Origin of the sequence: Streptomyces sp. NPDC050732 (assembly GCF_040654255.1) — a bacterium.
Classification (GTDB): Bacteria; Actinomycetota; Actinomycetes; order Streptomycetales; family Streptomycetaceae; genus Streptomyces.
This window is the reverse complement of record NZ_JBFAHP010000020.1, coordinates 69562-82732: the sequence shown is the minus strand read 5'-3', so window position 1 is coordinate 82732 and position 13171 is coordinate 69562. Positions and strand designations below refer to the sequence as shown.

Here is a 13171-nt window from a genome sequence, read left to right as displayed (position 1 = left end):
AGACGTATCCGAAAGGCCCGTACACAAACAGGACGGGCCCCGCACCTCGAAAGGTTGCGGGGCCCGTCCACAGAACGCGTACGCGACGCGGCTGCCGTCAGTTTCAGACGGCGGCCGGGTCCTCCTCGGTGAGGAGGTTGCGGGTGCGGTTCGAGTCGAGCGGAATGCCGGGGCCCATCGTGGTGGTGATGGCGGCCTTCTTGATGTAGCGACCCTTGGCGGCCGACGGCTTCAGACGGAGGATCTCCTCCAGGGCCGCGGCGTAGTTCTCCACCAGCTTGGTGTCGTCGAAGGACACCTTGCCGATGATGAAGTGCAGGTTCGAGTGCTTGTCGACGCGGAACTCGATCTTGCCGCCCTTGATGTCGTTGACAGCCTTCACGACGTCGGGGGTCACGGTGCCGGTCTTCGGGTTCGGCATCAGACCACGCGGACCGAGCACGCGGCCGAGGCGGCCGACCTTGCCCATGAGGTCCGGGGTGGCGACGACGGCGTCGAAGTCCAGGCGGCCCTTCGCGACCTCGTCGATCAGCTCGTCGGAGCCGACGATGTCGGCCCCAGCGGCTTCCGCGGCCGCAGCACGGTCACCGGTCGCGAAGACCAGGACCCGGGCGGTCTTGCCGGTGCCGTGCGGGAGGTTCACGGTGCCACGGACCATCTGGTCGGCCTTGCGCGGGTCGACGCCCAGACGCATGGCGACCTCGACGGTGCCGTCGAACTTGGTCGCGGAGGTCTCCTTGGCGAGACGGACGGCCTCGAGCGGGGCGTACAGCTTCTCCCGGTCGATCTTGGCGTCCGCAGCGCGGAGAGTCTTGCTGCGCTTCACTTCTGCTCCTGGTGTGTTCAGGTATGGAGTCGTGGTGCGGGCCAGCGCTTGGCCCTACCACTGGAGAAAGGTCAGACGGGGGGAGGAGTCTCAGCCCTCGACCGTGATGCCCATGGAACGGGCGGTGCCGGCGATGATCTTCGACGCGGCGTCCAGGTCGTTGGCGTTGAGGTCTTCCATCTTGGTCTGCGCGATCTCACGGATCTGCGCCTCGGTGACCTTGGCGACCTTGGTCTTGTGGGGCTCGCCGGAGCCCTTCTCGACACCAGCGGCCTTGAGGATCATCTTGGCAGCCGGCGGCGTCTTGGTGATGAAGGTGAAGGAGCGGTCTTCGTAGACCGTGATCTCCACCGGGATCACCCAGCCACGCTGCGACTCGGTCGCGGCGTTGTAGGCCTTGCAGAACTCCATGATGTTGACGCCGTGCTGGCCCAGCGCGGGGCCGACCGGCGGGGCCGGGTTGGCGGCACCAGCCTGGATCTGGAGCTTGATAAGCCCCGTGACCTTCTTCTTCTTGGGAGGCATAGCTCTCTCCGGGTCCTAGTGAGAGTTTTCAGCCGGCCATCCGGTCATCCGGATGGAGGCATACCGCACAACGATAACGGGTATAGTCGCGCGGCTAAAAACCGAGCAGGTCAGACCGGCTTTGGCAGCCCGTCTGACCTGGTCGGAGGTGTGTGTTCCAGAGGAAGCTCAGGAAGCCGCGAAGGCTAGTTCTTCTGGATCTGGTCGAAGCTGAGCTCGACCGGAGTCTCGCGGCCGAAGATCTCGACGAGGCCCTTGACCTTCTTCGAGTCGGCGTTGATCTCGTTGATCGTGGCCTGCAGCGTCGCGAACGGGCCGTCGGTGACGGTGACCGAGTCGCCCACCTCGAAGTCCAGGACCTGGACCTCGACCTTGCGGGCCGGAGCCGGCTTGCCCTCGGCCTCGGCGGCCTCGCGGGCGGCCTTCTCCTCGGCCTCCGGGGCGAGCATCTTGACGATCTCGTCCAGGGTCAGCGGGTACGGGTCGTAGGCGTTGCCCACGAAGCCGGTGACACCGGGGGTGTTGCGGACGACGCCCCACGACTCGTTCGTCAGGTCCATGCGCACCAGCACGTAGCCGGGGAGCTTGTTCTGGCGGATCGTCTTGCGCTCGCCGTTCTTGATCTGGGCGACCTCTTCCTGCGGCACCTCGGCCTGGAAGATGAAGTCCTCGACGTTGAGCGAGACGGCGCGCTGTTCGAGGTTGGTCTTCACGCGGTTCTCGTAACCGGCGTACGTGTGGATGACGTACCACTCGCCGGGGAGGGTGCGGAGCTCCTCGCGGAGGGCGACGATCGGGTCGACCGGCTCGGCCTCCTCCTCGGGCGCCTCGTCCTCGTCGATCTCGGCGTCGGCGGCAGCGGCTTCGTCCTCGTCGGACTCGGCTACGGCCTCGGCGTCGCCCTCCAGGTGGATGGCGGCCTCTTCGGCGGGCTCGCCCGCGGCGGCGTCGGCAGCGTCGGCCTGGTCCGGGTCCTCGGCGTCCGCCGCCTCGACGATGTCGAGCTGGTCCTCCACGGACTCCGCGTTCTCTCCGCGAGGCTCAACGGCATCGTTCAGGTTCGGGTCAGACACGGTGGCTGCTTCTTCCTGGATACAGAGGGGTGGAACGCGCGAAATGGGCGCCACGAACAGCGCCCTTCGCTCTCGGCTCAGCCGAAGATGTACTTGACAGCGTGGCTGAAGCCATAGTCAATCACGGTCACAAGGCCGATCATGATGACGACGAAGACAATCACCACTGTGGTGTAGGTCGTGAGCTGACTGCGAGTCGGCCAGACGACCTTGCGGAGCTCCGCGACGATCTGGCGGTAGAAGAGCGCGAGACGCCCGAAGGGGCCCTTCTTGCCGCGCTTGCCGCCCTTGCGGGACTTCTTACTCGACTCCGGCGCCTCGTCCTGGGCATCAGGCATGTCGATGGAGCCCACGGCGTCCGTCACTCGTCCTCACCTGATTCCGGGTCGTGGCCGTGCCGCGCCCGGTTGAGCCGCACGGCGGTGCAATGCAGTACGTACATGCGCACACATCCTGGCGAAGGAGTGTGTAGCAGGGCCGGAGGGACTTGAACCCCCAACCGCTGGTTTTGGAGACCAGTGCTCTACCAATTGAGCTACGACCCTTTGATTTCCCCCAACCTACCGCATCCGCCCAAGTGCACGGAGTGCGTCGAGAGGCAGCGGCCGGTGAGGGCCAACGAGCAGTGAGTGTACGTGCTCAGCGGCGCCCCGTCGAACAGAATGGGATCCGGTGCTCTTGGAAACCCGCGCGCCGGGCCCGTTCGGGGTCTGGAACGATGGGGTGATGAGCGCTGCAACTTCTCCGACCGAGCGCCGGGTGTCCGCGCGCATCGGCGCGATCTCCGAGTCCGCCACCCTCGCTGTCGACGCCAAGGCCAAGGCCCTCAAGGCCGCGGGCCGTCCAGTGATCGGCTTCGGTGCCGGCGAGCCCGACTTCCCGACGCCGGACTACATCGTCGAAGCCGCCGTCGAGGCCTGCAAGAACCCGAAGTTCCACCGCTACACGCCGGCCGGGGGCCTCCCCGAGCTCAAGGCCGCGATCGCGACGAAGACCCTGCGCGATTCGGGGTACGAGGTCGACGCTTCGCAGATCCTGGTGACCAACGGCGGCAAGCAGGCCATCTACGAGGCGTTCGCCGCGATCCTCGACCCGGGCGACGAGGTCATCGTCCCTGCGCCCTACTGGACGACGTACCCGGAGTCGATCCGTCTCGCCGGCGGTGTGCCGGTCCCGGTCGTCGCCGACGAGACCACCGGCTACCGCGTCTCCGTGGAGCAGCTGGAGGCCGCGCGCACGGAGCGCACGAAGGTCGTCCTCTTCGTGTCGCCGTCGAACCCCACGGGTGCCGTCTACAGCGAGGCCGACGCCGAGGCGATCGGCCGCTGGGCCGTCGAGCACGGCCTGTGGGTCATGACCGACGAGATCTACGAACACCTCGTCTACGGAGACGCGAAGTTCACCTCGCTCCCCGCGATCCTCCCCGAGCTGCGCGACAAGTGCATCGTGGTCAACGGCGTCGCCAAGACGTACGCGATGACCGGCTGGCGAGTGGGCTGGATCATCGGCCCGAAGGACGTCGTGAAGGCCGCGACGAACCTGCAGTCGCACGCCACGTCCAACGTGTCGAACGTCGCGCAGGCCGCCGCCCTCGCGGCCGTCTCCGGTGACCTGGTCGCCGTCGAGAAGATGCGCGAGGCCTTCGACCGGCGCCGCAGGACCATCGTGCGGATGCTCAACGACATCCAGGGCGTCGTCTGCCCCGAGCCCGAGGGCGCCTTCTACGCCTACCCGTCGGTGAAGGGCCTCATCGGCAAGGAGATCCGCGGCAAGCGCCCGCAGGACTCCGTGGAGCTGGCCGCGCTCATCCTGGAGGAGGCCGAGGTCGCGGTCGTGCCGGGCGAGGCCTTCGGGACGCCGGGTTACCTGCGTCTTTCGTACGCGCTCGGCGACGAGGACCTCGTCGAGGGCGTCTCGCGGATCCAGAAGCTGCTCGCCGAGGCCCGCGACTGACGTCCCGGTAAGTTTTCGCGCTCCACGCGCGCGTACGGGCCGTCTCCCCTCTTCGGGGAGACGGCCCGTTTCTTCGTTCGGGAGAGGGCCCGAAGGGGGAAAGCCGCTACCGGGACGCCAGGGGCGTACGGCAAGATCCTCCAATGGAGCGTGTACGAGACGTAAGAGAGCTTCCCAAGGCCCATCTGCACCTGCACTTCACCGGGTCGATGCGGCCCGCCACCCTGCTGGAGCTCGCCGACAAGTACGGCGTGCGGCTCCCGGAGGCGCTGACCGGCGCCGAGCCGCCGAAGCTGCGCGCCACGGACGAGCGCGGGTGGTTCCGCTTCCAGCGGCTCTATGACGCCGCGCGTTCCTGTCTGCGCGAGCCGGAGGACATCCGGCGCCTGGTGCGCGAGGCCGCGGAGGAGGATCTGCGGGACGGGTCGGGGTGGCTGGAGATCCAGGTCGACCCGACGTCGTACGCGCCGCGGCTCGGTGGTCTGATCCCGGCCCTGGAAATCATTCTGGACGCGGTCGAGAGCGCCTCTCGGGAGACGGGCCTCGGCATGCGCGTCCTGGTCGCCGCGAACCGCATGAAGCACCCGCTGGACGCCCGCACGCTGGCGCGGCTCGCCGTGCGGTACGCGGACCGGGGCATCGTCGGCTTCGGGCTCTCCAACGACGAGCGGCGGGGCATGGCGCGGGACTTCGACAGGGCCTTCGCGATCGCGCGGGACGGCGGTCTCCTGGCGGCGCCGCACGGCGGTGAGCTGACGGGGCCGGCGTCGGTGCGGGACTGCCTGGACGACCTGGACGCGACGCGGATCGGGCACGGGGTGCGGGCCGCCGAGGACCCGCGGCTCCTGAAGCGGCTCGCGGACCGGGGCGTGACGTGCGAGGTGTGCCCGGCGTCCAATGTGGCCCTGGGGGTCTACGAGAAGCCGGAGGACGTTCCTCTGCGCACGCTGTTCGAGGCCGGGGTGCCGATAGCGCTCGGCGCCGACGACCCGCTGCTCTTCGGGTCACGGCTGGCCGCGCAGTACGAGATCGCGCGGCGGGACCACGGGTTCTCCGACGCCGAACTGGCCGAGCTGGCACGGCAGTCGGTCCGCGGCTCGGCCGCGCCCGCCGACGTACAGGACAAGCTGCTGGCCGGGATCGACGACTGGCTGACCGCCCCTACAGGCTGACGCCCACCGTCACCGGTTCGTTGACCAGCGTGACCCCGAAGGCGTCGTGCACCCCGGCGACGACTTCGCGGGCCAGGGCGAGGAGGTCCTCGGTGGTCGCGCCGCCGCGGTTGGTGAGGGCGAGGGTGTGCTTGGTGGAGATCCGGGCGCGGCCCTCTCCGTAGCCCTTGGTGAAGCCGGCCTTGTCGATGAGCCAGGCGGCGGAGGTCTTCACGCGGCCGTCGCCCGTCGGGAAGGCGGGCGGGGTGATGTCCGGGCCGAGGCGTTCCGTCACGCGCGCGTGGAAGGCGGCGAACTCCTCCTCGGTGAGGATCGGGTTGGTGAAGAAGGAGCCTGCCGACCAGCTGTCGTGGTCCTCGGGGGCGAGAACCATGCCCTTGCCCGCGCGGAGCTTCAGGACGGTCTCCCTGGCCACCGCGGCGGGGACCCGGTCGCCCGCCTCGACACCGAGGGTGCGCGCCGTCTCCGGGTACTTGATGGGGGCGCTCATCCCCTGCGCGTCCTCAAGCTCGAAGCGGACCCGCAGCACCACGAACCGGTCGGAGTCGGCCTTGAAACGACTGTGACGGTACGAGAAGTCGCACTCGGCGTTCGTCATCACGACCGTTTCCTGTGTCTTCCGGTCGTACGCGATCACTTCGGTGATGGTGGACGAGACTTCCTGGCCGTACGCCCCCACGTTCTGGATCGGGGTCGCGCCCGCGGAGCCGGGGATCCCTGCGAGGCACTCGATGCCCGCGAGACCGGCCTCGACGGTGCGCGCGACGGCGTCGGTCCAGATCTCGCCTGCCGCCAGCTCCAGCTTCGTACCGTCGAGTGCGAAGCCCCGGGTGGCGATGCGGAGGGCGGTGCCGTCGAAGCCCTTGTCGCCGATGACGAGGTTCGAGCCGCCGCCGATCAGCAGCAGCGGCGTTCCGGAGTCGTCGGCCTCCCGGACGGCGGCGATCACCTCGGCGTCGGTCGTCGCGGTGATCAGACGGGTCGCGGGACCGCCGAGCCGGAAGGTGGTCAGCGGGGCGAGCGGGGCATCGTGGAGTTCCTGCACGTGCTCAAGAGTACGAGAACGGCCCCGCCGGTCAGGGCGGGGCCGTTCTCGCAAGCCAGGAGGAGAAGCGTCAGGCGACGACGAGGTCGCCCTTCTTCGGCTCCTTCGACGTCTCCGGAGCGGACGTGTCGGTCCTCCCGCGGGAGGGGATGAACAGCGCGGCCACCGCCGCGAGGGCCACCACCGCGGCGCCGACCCAGAGCGCGGGCTCCAGGCCGTCCACGAAGTCCTGGCTGGAGCCGTAGCCGCCCTGTGCCGAGAAGATCGAGGACATCACGGCGATGCCGAGGGCGCCGCCGACCTCGCGCAGCGCGTTGTTGGCCCCGGAGGCGATGCCCTGCTCCTGCGGGCGGACGCTGGACATGACCAGGTTGGAGGCCGGGGCGAAGTACAGGGACATGCCGATGCCGCTGATGATCAGCGCCGGCAGCTGGGCACTGTACGTGGCGTCGGTCGCCACCACGGTGGCGTACCAGGCCAGTCCCACGGCCTGGAGGAAGAGCCCGGCGGCGACGACCGGGCGGCCGCCCATCCGGTCGGAGAGGTAGCCGGCGAGCGGCGAGACGAGCATCGGCATGCCGGTCCAGGGCAGCATCCGCAGCCCGGCCTCGGTCGGCGAGTAGCCGAGGACGTTCTGCATGTACTGGCTGAGCAGGAAGATCGAGCCGAACATCCCGAGAAACATCAGCAGGCTCGCGGCGTTGATCCCGGAGAACGCACGACTACGGAAGAGGCGCATCGGCAGCATCGGCGCCTTGTTGTTGATCCCGTGGTGGACGAAGCCGCCGAGCAGCGCGATCCCCACCCCGAGGCTGACCAGGACGGTGGCACTGGACCAGCCGTCGATGGGGCCGCGCACCAGGGCGTACACGATTCCGAAGAGTCCACCGCTGGCGAGCAGGGTGCCCGCGATGTCGAGACGGGCGCCGCGGGCGTACGACTCGGCGAGGCGGAGGCGGGCGAGGGGCAGCAGGACCAGGCCGAGCGGGACGTTCAGCCAGAAGATCCACTGCCAGGAGACGTGCTCGGTGAGGCTGCCGCCGATCAGCGGGCCACCGGCGACCGCGAGGCCGTTGACGGCGCCCCAGATGCCGTACGCCATCCCGCGCTTGGCCGGCGGTACGGCCGCCGTCAGCAGGGTCAGCGTGAGCGGCATCATGATCGCGGCGCCGACGCCCTGCACCGCGCGGGCGGCGATCAGCGCGTCGAGACCCGGCGCGAGCGCCGCGGCGGCGGAGGCACCGGTGAAGACCGAGAGGCCGACCATGAAGAGCCTGCGGCGGCCGAACCGGTCGCCCAGGGCCGCGCCGAACATCAGCAGCACGGCGAAGGTGAGGGTGTAGGCGCTCACCGTCCATTCGAGGTCGTGCAGCGCTCCCCCGAGGTCCTCGCGGATGGACGGCAGAGCGGTGGTGACGACGAGATTGTCGAGTGCCGCCATGAATCCGGCGACGCTGGTGATGACGAGGGCCCAGACCGCTCCCCCGCGCTCCGCTGTCGTCTGCTGTGACATTGCTTTCCCCCTGCGGTTAGTTATTGATGACTAACTTTCATGGTCACAGAAAAGTGCACGTCTTCGGCCCGCCCCGGCTCACGCCTTGGGCTGCGCCGAGTCGTAGAAGCCGGCCCACACGCGGTGATCGGGCGTGAATCCCATCGACACTAGGACGTTGATCAGCATCCCGTACGCCAGGAACTGCGTCGCCTCGTCGACGTCCGCGCCCAGCGCGAGGCGGACCGTGTCGTACATCTCCATCCAGGCGGCCCGCAGCGCGTCACCGAACTCGCGGTCGCCGGACGCCTCCGCGGAGGCCACGGCGACGTACATCTGCATCTGCATGAGGAGCTTGTCCGGGTCGTCGGCGATGAGCGCCTGATAGGCCTCACCCATGGCGTGCAGGGCCTCCTCCCCCTCAAGCCCCTCGGACGCCTTCCGGAAGACCTCGGTGACCTCCTGGCAGCAGCGCCCGGAAGCGGCGAGAAAGATGGCCTGCTTCCCCGGAAAGAGCCGGAAGAGATACGGCTGCGACACACCCACCCGCTTGGCGATCACCTCGGTGGACGTGCCGTTGTAACCCCCGCGGGCGAACTCGACCATCGCCGCGCGGACGACGCTTTCGCGCCGCTCTTCTGCACTCATCCTGACCATGCGAGTAAGTTAGTGGCCAATCACTAAGCGGTCAAGGCCGTGTGGATGGCTCCATGCGTACGTGTAAGGGGTACCCGCAATGGCAGGGCGCCCCTTACGAACGTCTACGTAGAGCCTCAACGGCCGTCAGGCCAACTGCACGACCGCTCGTGACATGCCGAGAACCTTCTGGTCGCCACTCTTCGCGAGAAGGTCGACCCGCACGCGGTTGTCGTCCAGCTTGGCCGCGACCTTCGCGCTGACGTCGATCGTGGCCCCCTTGTCGTCGTTCGGGACGACGACGGGCTTGGTGAAGCGGACGCCGTACTCGACGACCGCCCCGGGGTCGCCCAGCCAGTCGGTGACGACGCGGATCGCCTCGGCCATGGTGAACATGCCGTGGGCGATGACGTCGGGGAGGCCGACCTCGACCGCGAACTTCTCGTTCCAGTGGATCGGGTTGAAGTCGCCCGAGGCGCCCGCGTACCGCACGAGTGTGGCGCGGGTCACCGGGAAGGACTGGGCCGGCAGCTCCGTGCCGACCTCGACGTCGTCGTAGGAAATCTTCGCCGTCATCGCCTCACGCCTCCTCTGCCGGGGACTCCGCCGCACGCGCGACGAGCTTGATCCAGGCGGTCACGACATGCTCGCCCGCCTCGTCGTGGACCTCGCCGCGGATGTCCAGGATGTCGTTGCCCGCGAGCGACTTGATGCCCTCGATGGTCGAACTGACCGTGAGCCGGTCGCCCGCGCGCACCGGGCGGCTGTAGGCGAACTTCTGATCGCCGTGCACCACGCGGCTGTAATCGAGACCCAGCTGCGGGTCCTCGATGACCTGACCCGCCGCCTTGAAAGTGATCGCAAACACAAAAGTGGGCGGAGCGATCACATCGGGGTGACCGAGCGCTTTGGCTGTCTCCGTGTCCGTGTAGGCGGGATTGGCGTCTCCCACCGCTTCGGCGAACTCACGGATCTTCTCCCGGCCGACCTCATAAGGATCAGTGGGGGGATAGGACCGCCCCACGAAGGACTGGTCGAGCGCCATGGGCTCGGCACCTCCTGCGGTTGGTTTAGTAAACGACGCGAGGCCGCCCCCGAACAACGGGGACGGCCTCGTGTACGAGCCTGTGTGTTAGCGCGTTTCGCGGTGCGCAGTGTGCGTGTTGCAGCGCGGGCAGTGCTTCTTCATCTCAAGACGGTCCGGGTCGTTACGCCGGTTCTTCTTGGTGATGTAGTTCCGCTCCTTGCACTCCACGCAGGCCAGCGTGATCTTCGGGCGGACGTCGGTGGCAGCCACGTGAGTGCTCCTTGACGGACGGATGGACGGATGAACGCATACAAGAGTAGCCGATCGAAGGACCGACCCCACAATCGGCTACCAGGAGTAGCGGTGACCGGACTTGAACCGGTGACACAGCGATTATGAGCCGCTTGCTCTACCGACTGAGCTACACCGCTGCGATGCCGTGATCTCCTCGCCCGAAAGCGAGGATCACTCGACATCAGAGCCCCAATGCGGAATCGAACCGCAGACCTTCTCCTTACCATGGAGACGCTCTACCGACTGAGCTATTGGGGCGAGCGATGAAGACATTACACGGTTGGTCGCCGATCGCCCAAATCCGTTTCGCCGGGGCTGCCCCAGGACCTCGGCGGGCCCGTCTCAGGCGTCTGTGAACGCCCCGTCCGCCTCCTCGAACCACACCGGTACGACTATTCCGCTCCTCCTCGAAGCAAGCCTTTCGCCGTCCTAGGCTCGACGCGCGCTGCGTGATCTTGACGCTTCGAAAACGACTGCAGCCGCCCCCCGAGCCCCAGGAGTGCGATGCCCGACAGCCAGCCGCAGCAGCCCCACTCCTCGGGTGCCCCCGGACCGTCCGGTTCCGGCCCCGCGGACGATCCCGGGGCCCTGCTGCTCTGCGGTGCCCGGCTCACCGACGGCCGGACCGTCGACGTCCGGCTCGGCGGCGGGCGCATCGAGGCGGTCGGCACGGCCGGCAGCCTGACCTCGCACGCCGCGCGCGTGGACCTCGACGGCTACCTCCTGCTGCCGGCGCCCGCCGAGCCGCACGCGCACGGCGACACGGCGCTGTCGGCGGACGCGGTGGGACCGGTCTCGTACGACGTCCCCGACGTGCAGCGCAGGGCCACCGAGGCGGCCCTGCTGCAGCTCGGGCACGGCGCCACGGCGGTGCGTTCGCACGTGCGGATCGGTGACGTGCAGGGGCTCGGCCCGATGGAGGCGGTGCTGCAGGCGCGGCGCTCGCTCCGGGGTCTGGTCGACATGACGACCGTCGCGGTGCCGCGGCTGCTGACCGGCGTCGCCGGCGCCGACGGGCTCGCGATGCTGCGGGACGCGGTGAAAATGGGCGCCTCCGTAGTGGGCGGTTGTCCTGATCTCGACCCGGACCCGACGGGTTACACGGAGGCGGTCCTGGAGATCGCAGCGGAGCACGGGTGCCCCGTCGACCTGCACACGGACGGTGCCGATCCGGCCCGGCTCGGGCGGCTCGCGGCGATGGCGGCCGGGGTGCGGGCCGGGGTCACGGTCGGGCCGTGCGGCGGTCTCGGACGGCTGCCGACGGACGTGGCCTCGCGCACCGCGGAGCAGCTCGCGGCGGCCGGGGTGACGGTGGTGTGCCTGCCCCAGGGCGGGTGCGGGAGCGCGGAACGGCGCAGGGCGGCTCCCGTGCGGCTGTTGCGCGCGGCCGGGGTGCGGGTCGCCGCGGGCAGCGGGGCCCTGCGGGACGTGTCGAACCCGGTGGGGCGCGGGGATCCGCTGGAGGCCGCGTACCTACTGGCCACGGGGTTCAGATTGCGGCCCGAGGACGCCTACGGAGCGGTGAGCGCGGCGGCGCGGGCGGCCATGGGGCTGCCCGAGGTGCGGGTGGAGGCGGGCTTCCCCGCCGAACTGCTCGCCGTGCGCGGCGACCGGCTCGCGGGCGCGCTGTCGCTCGCGTACAGCCGGATCGTGGTGCACGGAGGACGCGTCGTGGCGCGGACGAGTGCGGTGCGCGAGTACTGCGACTCCGCCGTGGCGGTGGCGCTGGACCTGCCGCGGCAGGGGCGGTCGACGGGGGCGGCGCCCGGACGCCCGAAGGGCGACGAGCCGTCCTCCTGAGGGCTCCTCCTGAGGGCTGGACGGCCTCCACACGTGTGGGTGAGGAGCTGCCCGGCCCTCCACGCGCGCGTGGCCTCACCGCCGCACTACCGGACCCCCACGCGCGCGTTGAGCGCTCGCGTCCGCCCTGCCGTACGGTCGGGAGTATGCGCATTGTCATCGCTGGGGGTCATGGTCAGATCGCGCTGCGGCTGGAGCGTCTGCTCGCCGCGCGTGGTGACGAAGTCGCCGGGGTCGTCCGCAACCCCGATCACGAGGCGGATCTGCGCGCAGCGGGTGCCGAACCGGTGTTGTGCGACCTGGAGTCGGCGTCGGTCGACGAGGTGGCCGAGCGGCTGCGCGGCGCGGACGCGGCGGTCTTCGCGGCGGGCGCGGGGCCGGGCAGCGGCGTCGACCGCAAGGACACCGTGGACCGTGGCGCGGCCGTGCTCTTCGCGGACGCGGCGGAGCGGGCCGGGGTGCGGCGCCACATCGTCGTGTCGTCGATGGGTGCCGATCCCGCGCACCAGGGCGACGAGGTCTTCGACGCCTATCTGCGGGCCAAGGGCGAGGCTGACGCGAACGTACGCGCGCGTGCCGCCCTGGACTGGACGATCCTGCGTCCCGGGATGCTGACGGACGACGCGGGCACCGGTCTCGTACGCCTGGAGGCGTCGACCGGGCGCGGGCCGGTGCCGCGGGACGACGTCGCCGCGGTGCTCGCGGAGCTCCTGGAGACACCGGCGACGGCCGGGCTGACGCTGGAGCTGGTCGGCGGGTCCGTGCCGGTGTCGGTGGCGGTCAAGTCGGTCGCGGGCAACTGAGGTCCGTGGGCGACTGAGGTCCATGGGCGACTGAGGTCCATGGGCGGGGGCGTCCCGCCCGTCCCCGCCCGGTCCGACCATCCGGCCGAGAACGGCTTCTGAGGCCCGCTCAGAACAGCGGGAGCTGTCCGGGGTGGTCCGGGACCACATAGCCGTCCAGAGCCGCCTGTGCGGCCCCCAGCGGGGCCTGCCTGCGGGAGCCGGGACAGGAGATCAGGTCACCGGTGCCGCGCGGGCCCGGCGGATCGTGACGGGCGAACCGGCCGCCGACGACAGCGATCTCGCGGCGGCACTCCGGGCAGTTTCTGCGACGGGACGACATGTGATCAGTGTGCCCGGCCCACCTGGGTGCCCCGAAAGTCATGGCGCTCTGAAAGTCCGGATGCACCGAAAGTACGTACGGATGCCCCGCCCTTCGGCGTTCCCGCAGGTCAAGAGGTAGTACCTCAACTGGGGGACCTAATCGGGAAGTTGGCTGTTTGCTCCTGGGTTCGGCCCTATCCTGCCGCGAAGACGATCGGCGGT

Annotated in this window: 15 protein-coding genes and 3 tRNA genes; 4 read left to right on the top strand and 14 right to left on the bottom strand. The window is 69.4% G+C overall.

Annotated elements, in window-relative coordinates; all coding sequences use genetic code 11:
- Positions 1 to 103: 103 nt before the first annotated feature.
- The 5 genes from rplA to AB0H82_RS19785 all read right to left on the bottom strand — a co-directional run bounded on the left by rplA (position 104) and on the right by AB0H82_RS19785 (position 2969).
- Positions 104 to 826, bottom strand: coding sequence for a 50S ribosomal protein L1 (gene rplA / locus AB0H82_RS19805; RefSeq protein WP_362994399.1), 723 nt, complete (start codon positions 824 to 826; stop codon positions 104 to 106).
- 90 nt (positions 827 to 916) lie between these two features.
- Positions 917 to 1351, bottom strand: a complete 435-nt coding sequence (gene rplK, locus AB0H82_RS19800) for a 50S ribosomal protein L11 (RefSeq protein WP_030782612.1) — start codon at positions 1349 to 1351, stop codon at positions 917 to 919.
- 185 nt (positions 1352 to 1536) lie between these two features.
- Positions 1537 to 2424, bottom strand: coding sequence for a transcription termination/antitermination protein NusG (nusG, locus tag AB0H82_RS19795; protein WP_362994396.1), 888 nt, complete (start codon positions 2422 to 2424; stop codon positions 1537 to 1539).
- 77 nt (positions 2425 to 2501) lie between these two features.
- Positions 2502 to 2789 (bottom strand): preprotein translocase subunit SecE, encoded by a 288-nt coding sequence (secE, locus tag AB0H82_RS19790; protein ID WP_362994394.1) that lies wholly within the window; start codon positions 2787 to 2789, stop codon positions 2502 to 2504.
- A 107-nt stretch (positions 2790 to 2896) separates the two neighbouring features.
- Positions 2897 to 2969, bottom strand: a tRNA-Trp gene (locus AB0H82_RS19785).
- Between the two features lie 181 nt (positions 2970 to 3150).
- On the opposite strand from AB0H82_RS19785, the gene AB0H82_RS19780 reads away from it, so the two are divergent.
- Both AB0H82_RS19780 and AB0H82_RS19775 read left to right on the top strand, forming a co-directional pair.
- Complete coding sequence (locus AB0H82_RS19780) at positions 3151 to 4377, top strand: pyridoxal phosphate-dependent aminotransferase (RefSeq protein ID WP_362994392.1); 1227 nt, start codon at positions 3151 to 3153, stop codon at positions 4375 to 4377.
- A 143-nt stretch (positions 4378 to 4520) separates the two neighbouring features.
- Positions 4521 to 5549 (top strand): adenosine deaminase, encoded by a 1029-nt coding sequence (locus AB0H82_RS19775; protein ID WP_362994390.1) that lies wholly within the window; start codon positions 4521 to 4523, stop codon positions 5547 to 5549.
- Here AB0H82_RS19775 and AB0H82_RS19770 read toward each other — a convergent pair.
- The 8 genes from AB0H82_RS19770 to AB0H82_RS19735 all read right to left on the bottom strand — a co-directional run bounded on the left by AB0H82_RS19770 (position 5539) and on the right by AB0H82_RS19735 (position 10301).
- Positions 5539 to 6648 carry a UDP-N-acetylmuramate dehydrogenase gene (locus tag AB0H82_RS19770; protein WP_362994388.1) on the bottom strand — a complete coding sequence of 370 codons (1110 nt, stop codon included), beginning with the start codon at positions 6646 to 6648 and terminating at the stop codon, positions 5539 to 5541. The two genes, AB0H82_RS19775 and AB0H82_RS19770, sit on opposite strands and share 11 nt — an antisense overlap.
- Before the next feature lie 16 nt (positions 6649 to 6664).
- A complete protein-coding gene (locus AB0H82_RS19765) occupies positions 6665 to 8107 on the bottom strand; it encodes an MFS transporter (protein ID WP_362994386.1) in 1443 nt (480 codons plus the stop codon).
- Between the two features lie 78 nt (positions 8108 to 8185).
- Positions 8186 to 8743, bottom strand: a complete 558-nt coding sequence (locus AB0H82_RS19760) for a TetR/AcrR family transcriptional regulator (protein ID WP_362994384.1) — start codon at positions 8741 to 8743, stop codon at positions 8186 to 8188.
- Between the two features lie 126 nt (positions 8744 to 8869).
- Complete coding sequence (locus AB0H82_RS19755; protein WP_362994382.1) at positions 8870 to 9298, bottom strand: MaoC family dehydratase; 429 nt, start codon at positions 9296 to 9298, stop codon at positions 8870 to 8872.
- 4 nt (positions 9299 to 9302) lie between these two features.
- Entirely contained in the window at positions 9303 to 9767 is a 465-nt protein-coding gene (locus AB0H82_RS19750; RefSeq protein WP_362994380.1) for a MaoC family dehydratase N-terminal domain-containing protein, read from the bottom strand.
- Between the two features lie 87 nt (positions 9768 to 9854).
- Positions 9855 to 10019, bottom strand: a complete 165-nt coding sequence (gene rpmG / locus AB0H82_RS19745) for a 50S ribosomal protein L33 (RefSeq protein ID WP_362994378.1) — start codon at positions 10017 to 10019, stop codon at positions 9855 to 9857.
- Positions 10020 to 10107: 88 nt separating this feature from the next.
- Positions 10108 to 10180: transfer RNA gene (locus tag AB0H82_RS19740), tRNA-Met, on the bottom strand.
- Positions 10181 to 10228: 48 nt separating this feature from the next.
- Positions 10229 to 10301: transfer RNA gene (locus AB0H82_RS19735), tRNA-Thr, on the bottom strand.
- 246 nt (positions 10302 to 10547) lie between these two features.
- Here AB0H82_RS19735 and AB0H82_RS19730 point away from each other — a divergent pair.
- Positions 10548 to 11843: an amidohydrolase family protein gene (locus tag AB0H82_RS19730; RefSeq protein ID WP_362994376.1), complete on the top strand. Its 1296-nt coding sequence runs from the start codon at positions 10548 to 10550 to the stop codon at positions 11841 to 11843.
- Positions 11844 to 11989: 146 nt separating this feature from the next.
- Positions 11990 to 12646, top strand: a complete 657-nt coding sequence (locus AB0H82_RS19725) for an SDR family oxidoreductase (RefSeq protein ID WP_362994374.1) — start codon at positions 11990 to 11992, stop codon at positions 12644 to 12646.
- 109 nt (positions 12647 to 12755) lie between these two features.
- Here the strand turns inward: AB0H82_RS19725 and AB0H82_RS19720 are convergent, their stop codons facing one another.
- Entirely contained in the window at positions 12756 to 12968 is a 213-nt protein-coding gene (locus AB0H82_RS19720; protein WP_362994372.1) for a hypothetical protein, read from the bottom strand.
- Between the last annotated feature and the right edge of the window lie 203 nt (positions 12969 to 13171).

Bases quoted from the DNA above. Each gene is read 5' to 3' on its own strand.
- rplK (WP_030782612.1), bottom strand. From the start codon at position 1,351: ATGCCTCCCAAGAAGAAGAAGGTCACGGGGCTTATCAAGCTCCAGATC.
- AB0H82_RS19780 (WP_362994392.1), top strand. From the start codon at position 3,151: ATGAGCGCTGCAACTTCTCCGACCGAGCGCCGGGTGTCCGCGCGCATC.
- AB0H82_RS19775 (WP_362994390.1), top strand. From the start codon at position 4,521: ATGGAGCGTGTACGAGACGTAAGAGAGCTTCCCAAGGCCCATCTGCAC.
- AB0H82_RS19765 (WP_362994386.1), bottom strand. From the start codon at position 8,107: ATGTCACAGCAGACGACAGCGGAGCGCGGGGGAGCGGTCTGGGCCCTC.
- AB0H82_RS19760 (WP_362994384.1), bottom strand. From the start codon at position 8,743: ATGGTCAGGATGAGTGCAGAAGAGCGGCGCGAAAGCGTCGTCCGCGCG.
- AB0H82_RS19755 (WP_362994382.1), bottom strand. From the start codon at position 9,298: ATGACGGCGAAGATTTCCTACGACGACGTCGAGGTCGGCACGGAGCTG.
- AB0H82_RS19750 (WP_362994380.1), bottom strand. From the start codon at position 9,767: ATGGCGCTCGACCAGTCCTTCGTGGGGCGGTCCTATCCCCCCACTGAT.
- AB0H82_RS19730 (WP_362994376.1), top strand. From the start codon at position 10,548: ATGCCCGACAGCCAGCCGCAGCAGCCCCACTCCTCGGGTGCCCCCGGA.
- AB0H82_RS19725 (WP_362994374.1), top strand. From the start codon at position 11,990: ATGCGCATTGTCATCGCTGGGGGTCATGGTCAGATCGCGCTGCGGCTG.
- AB0H82_RS19720 (WP_362994372.1), bottom strand. From the start codon at position 12,968: ATGTCGTCCCGTCGCAGAAACTGCCCGGAGTGCCGCCGCGAGATCGCT.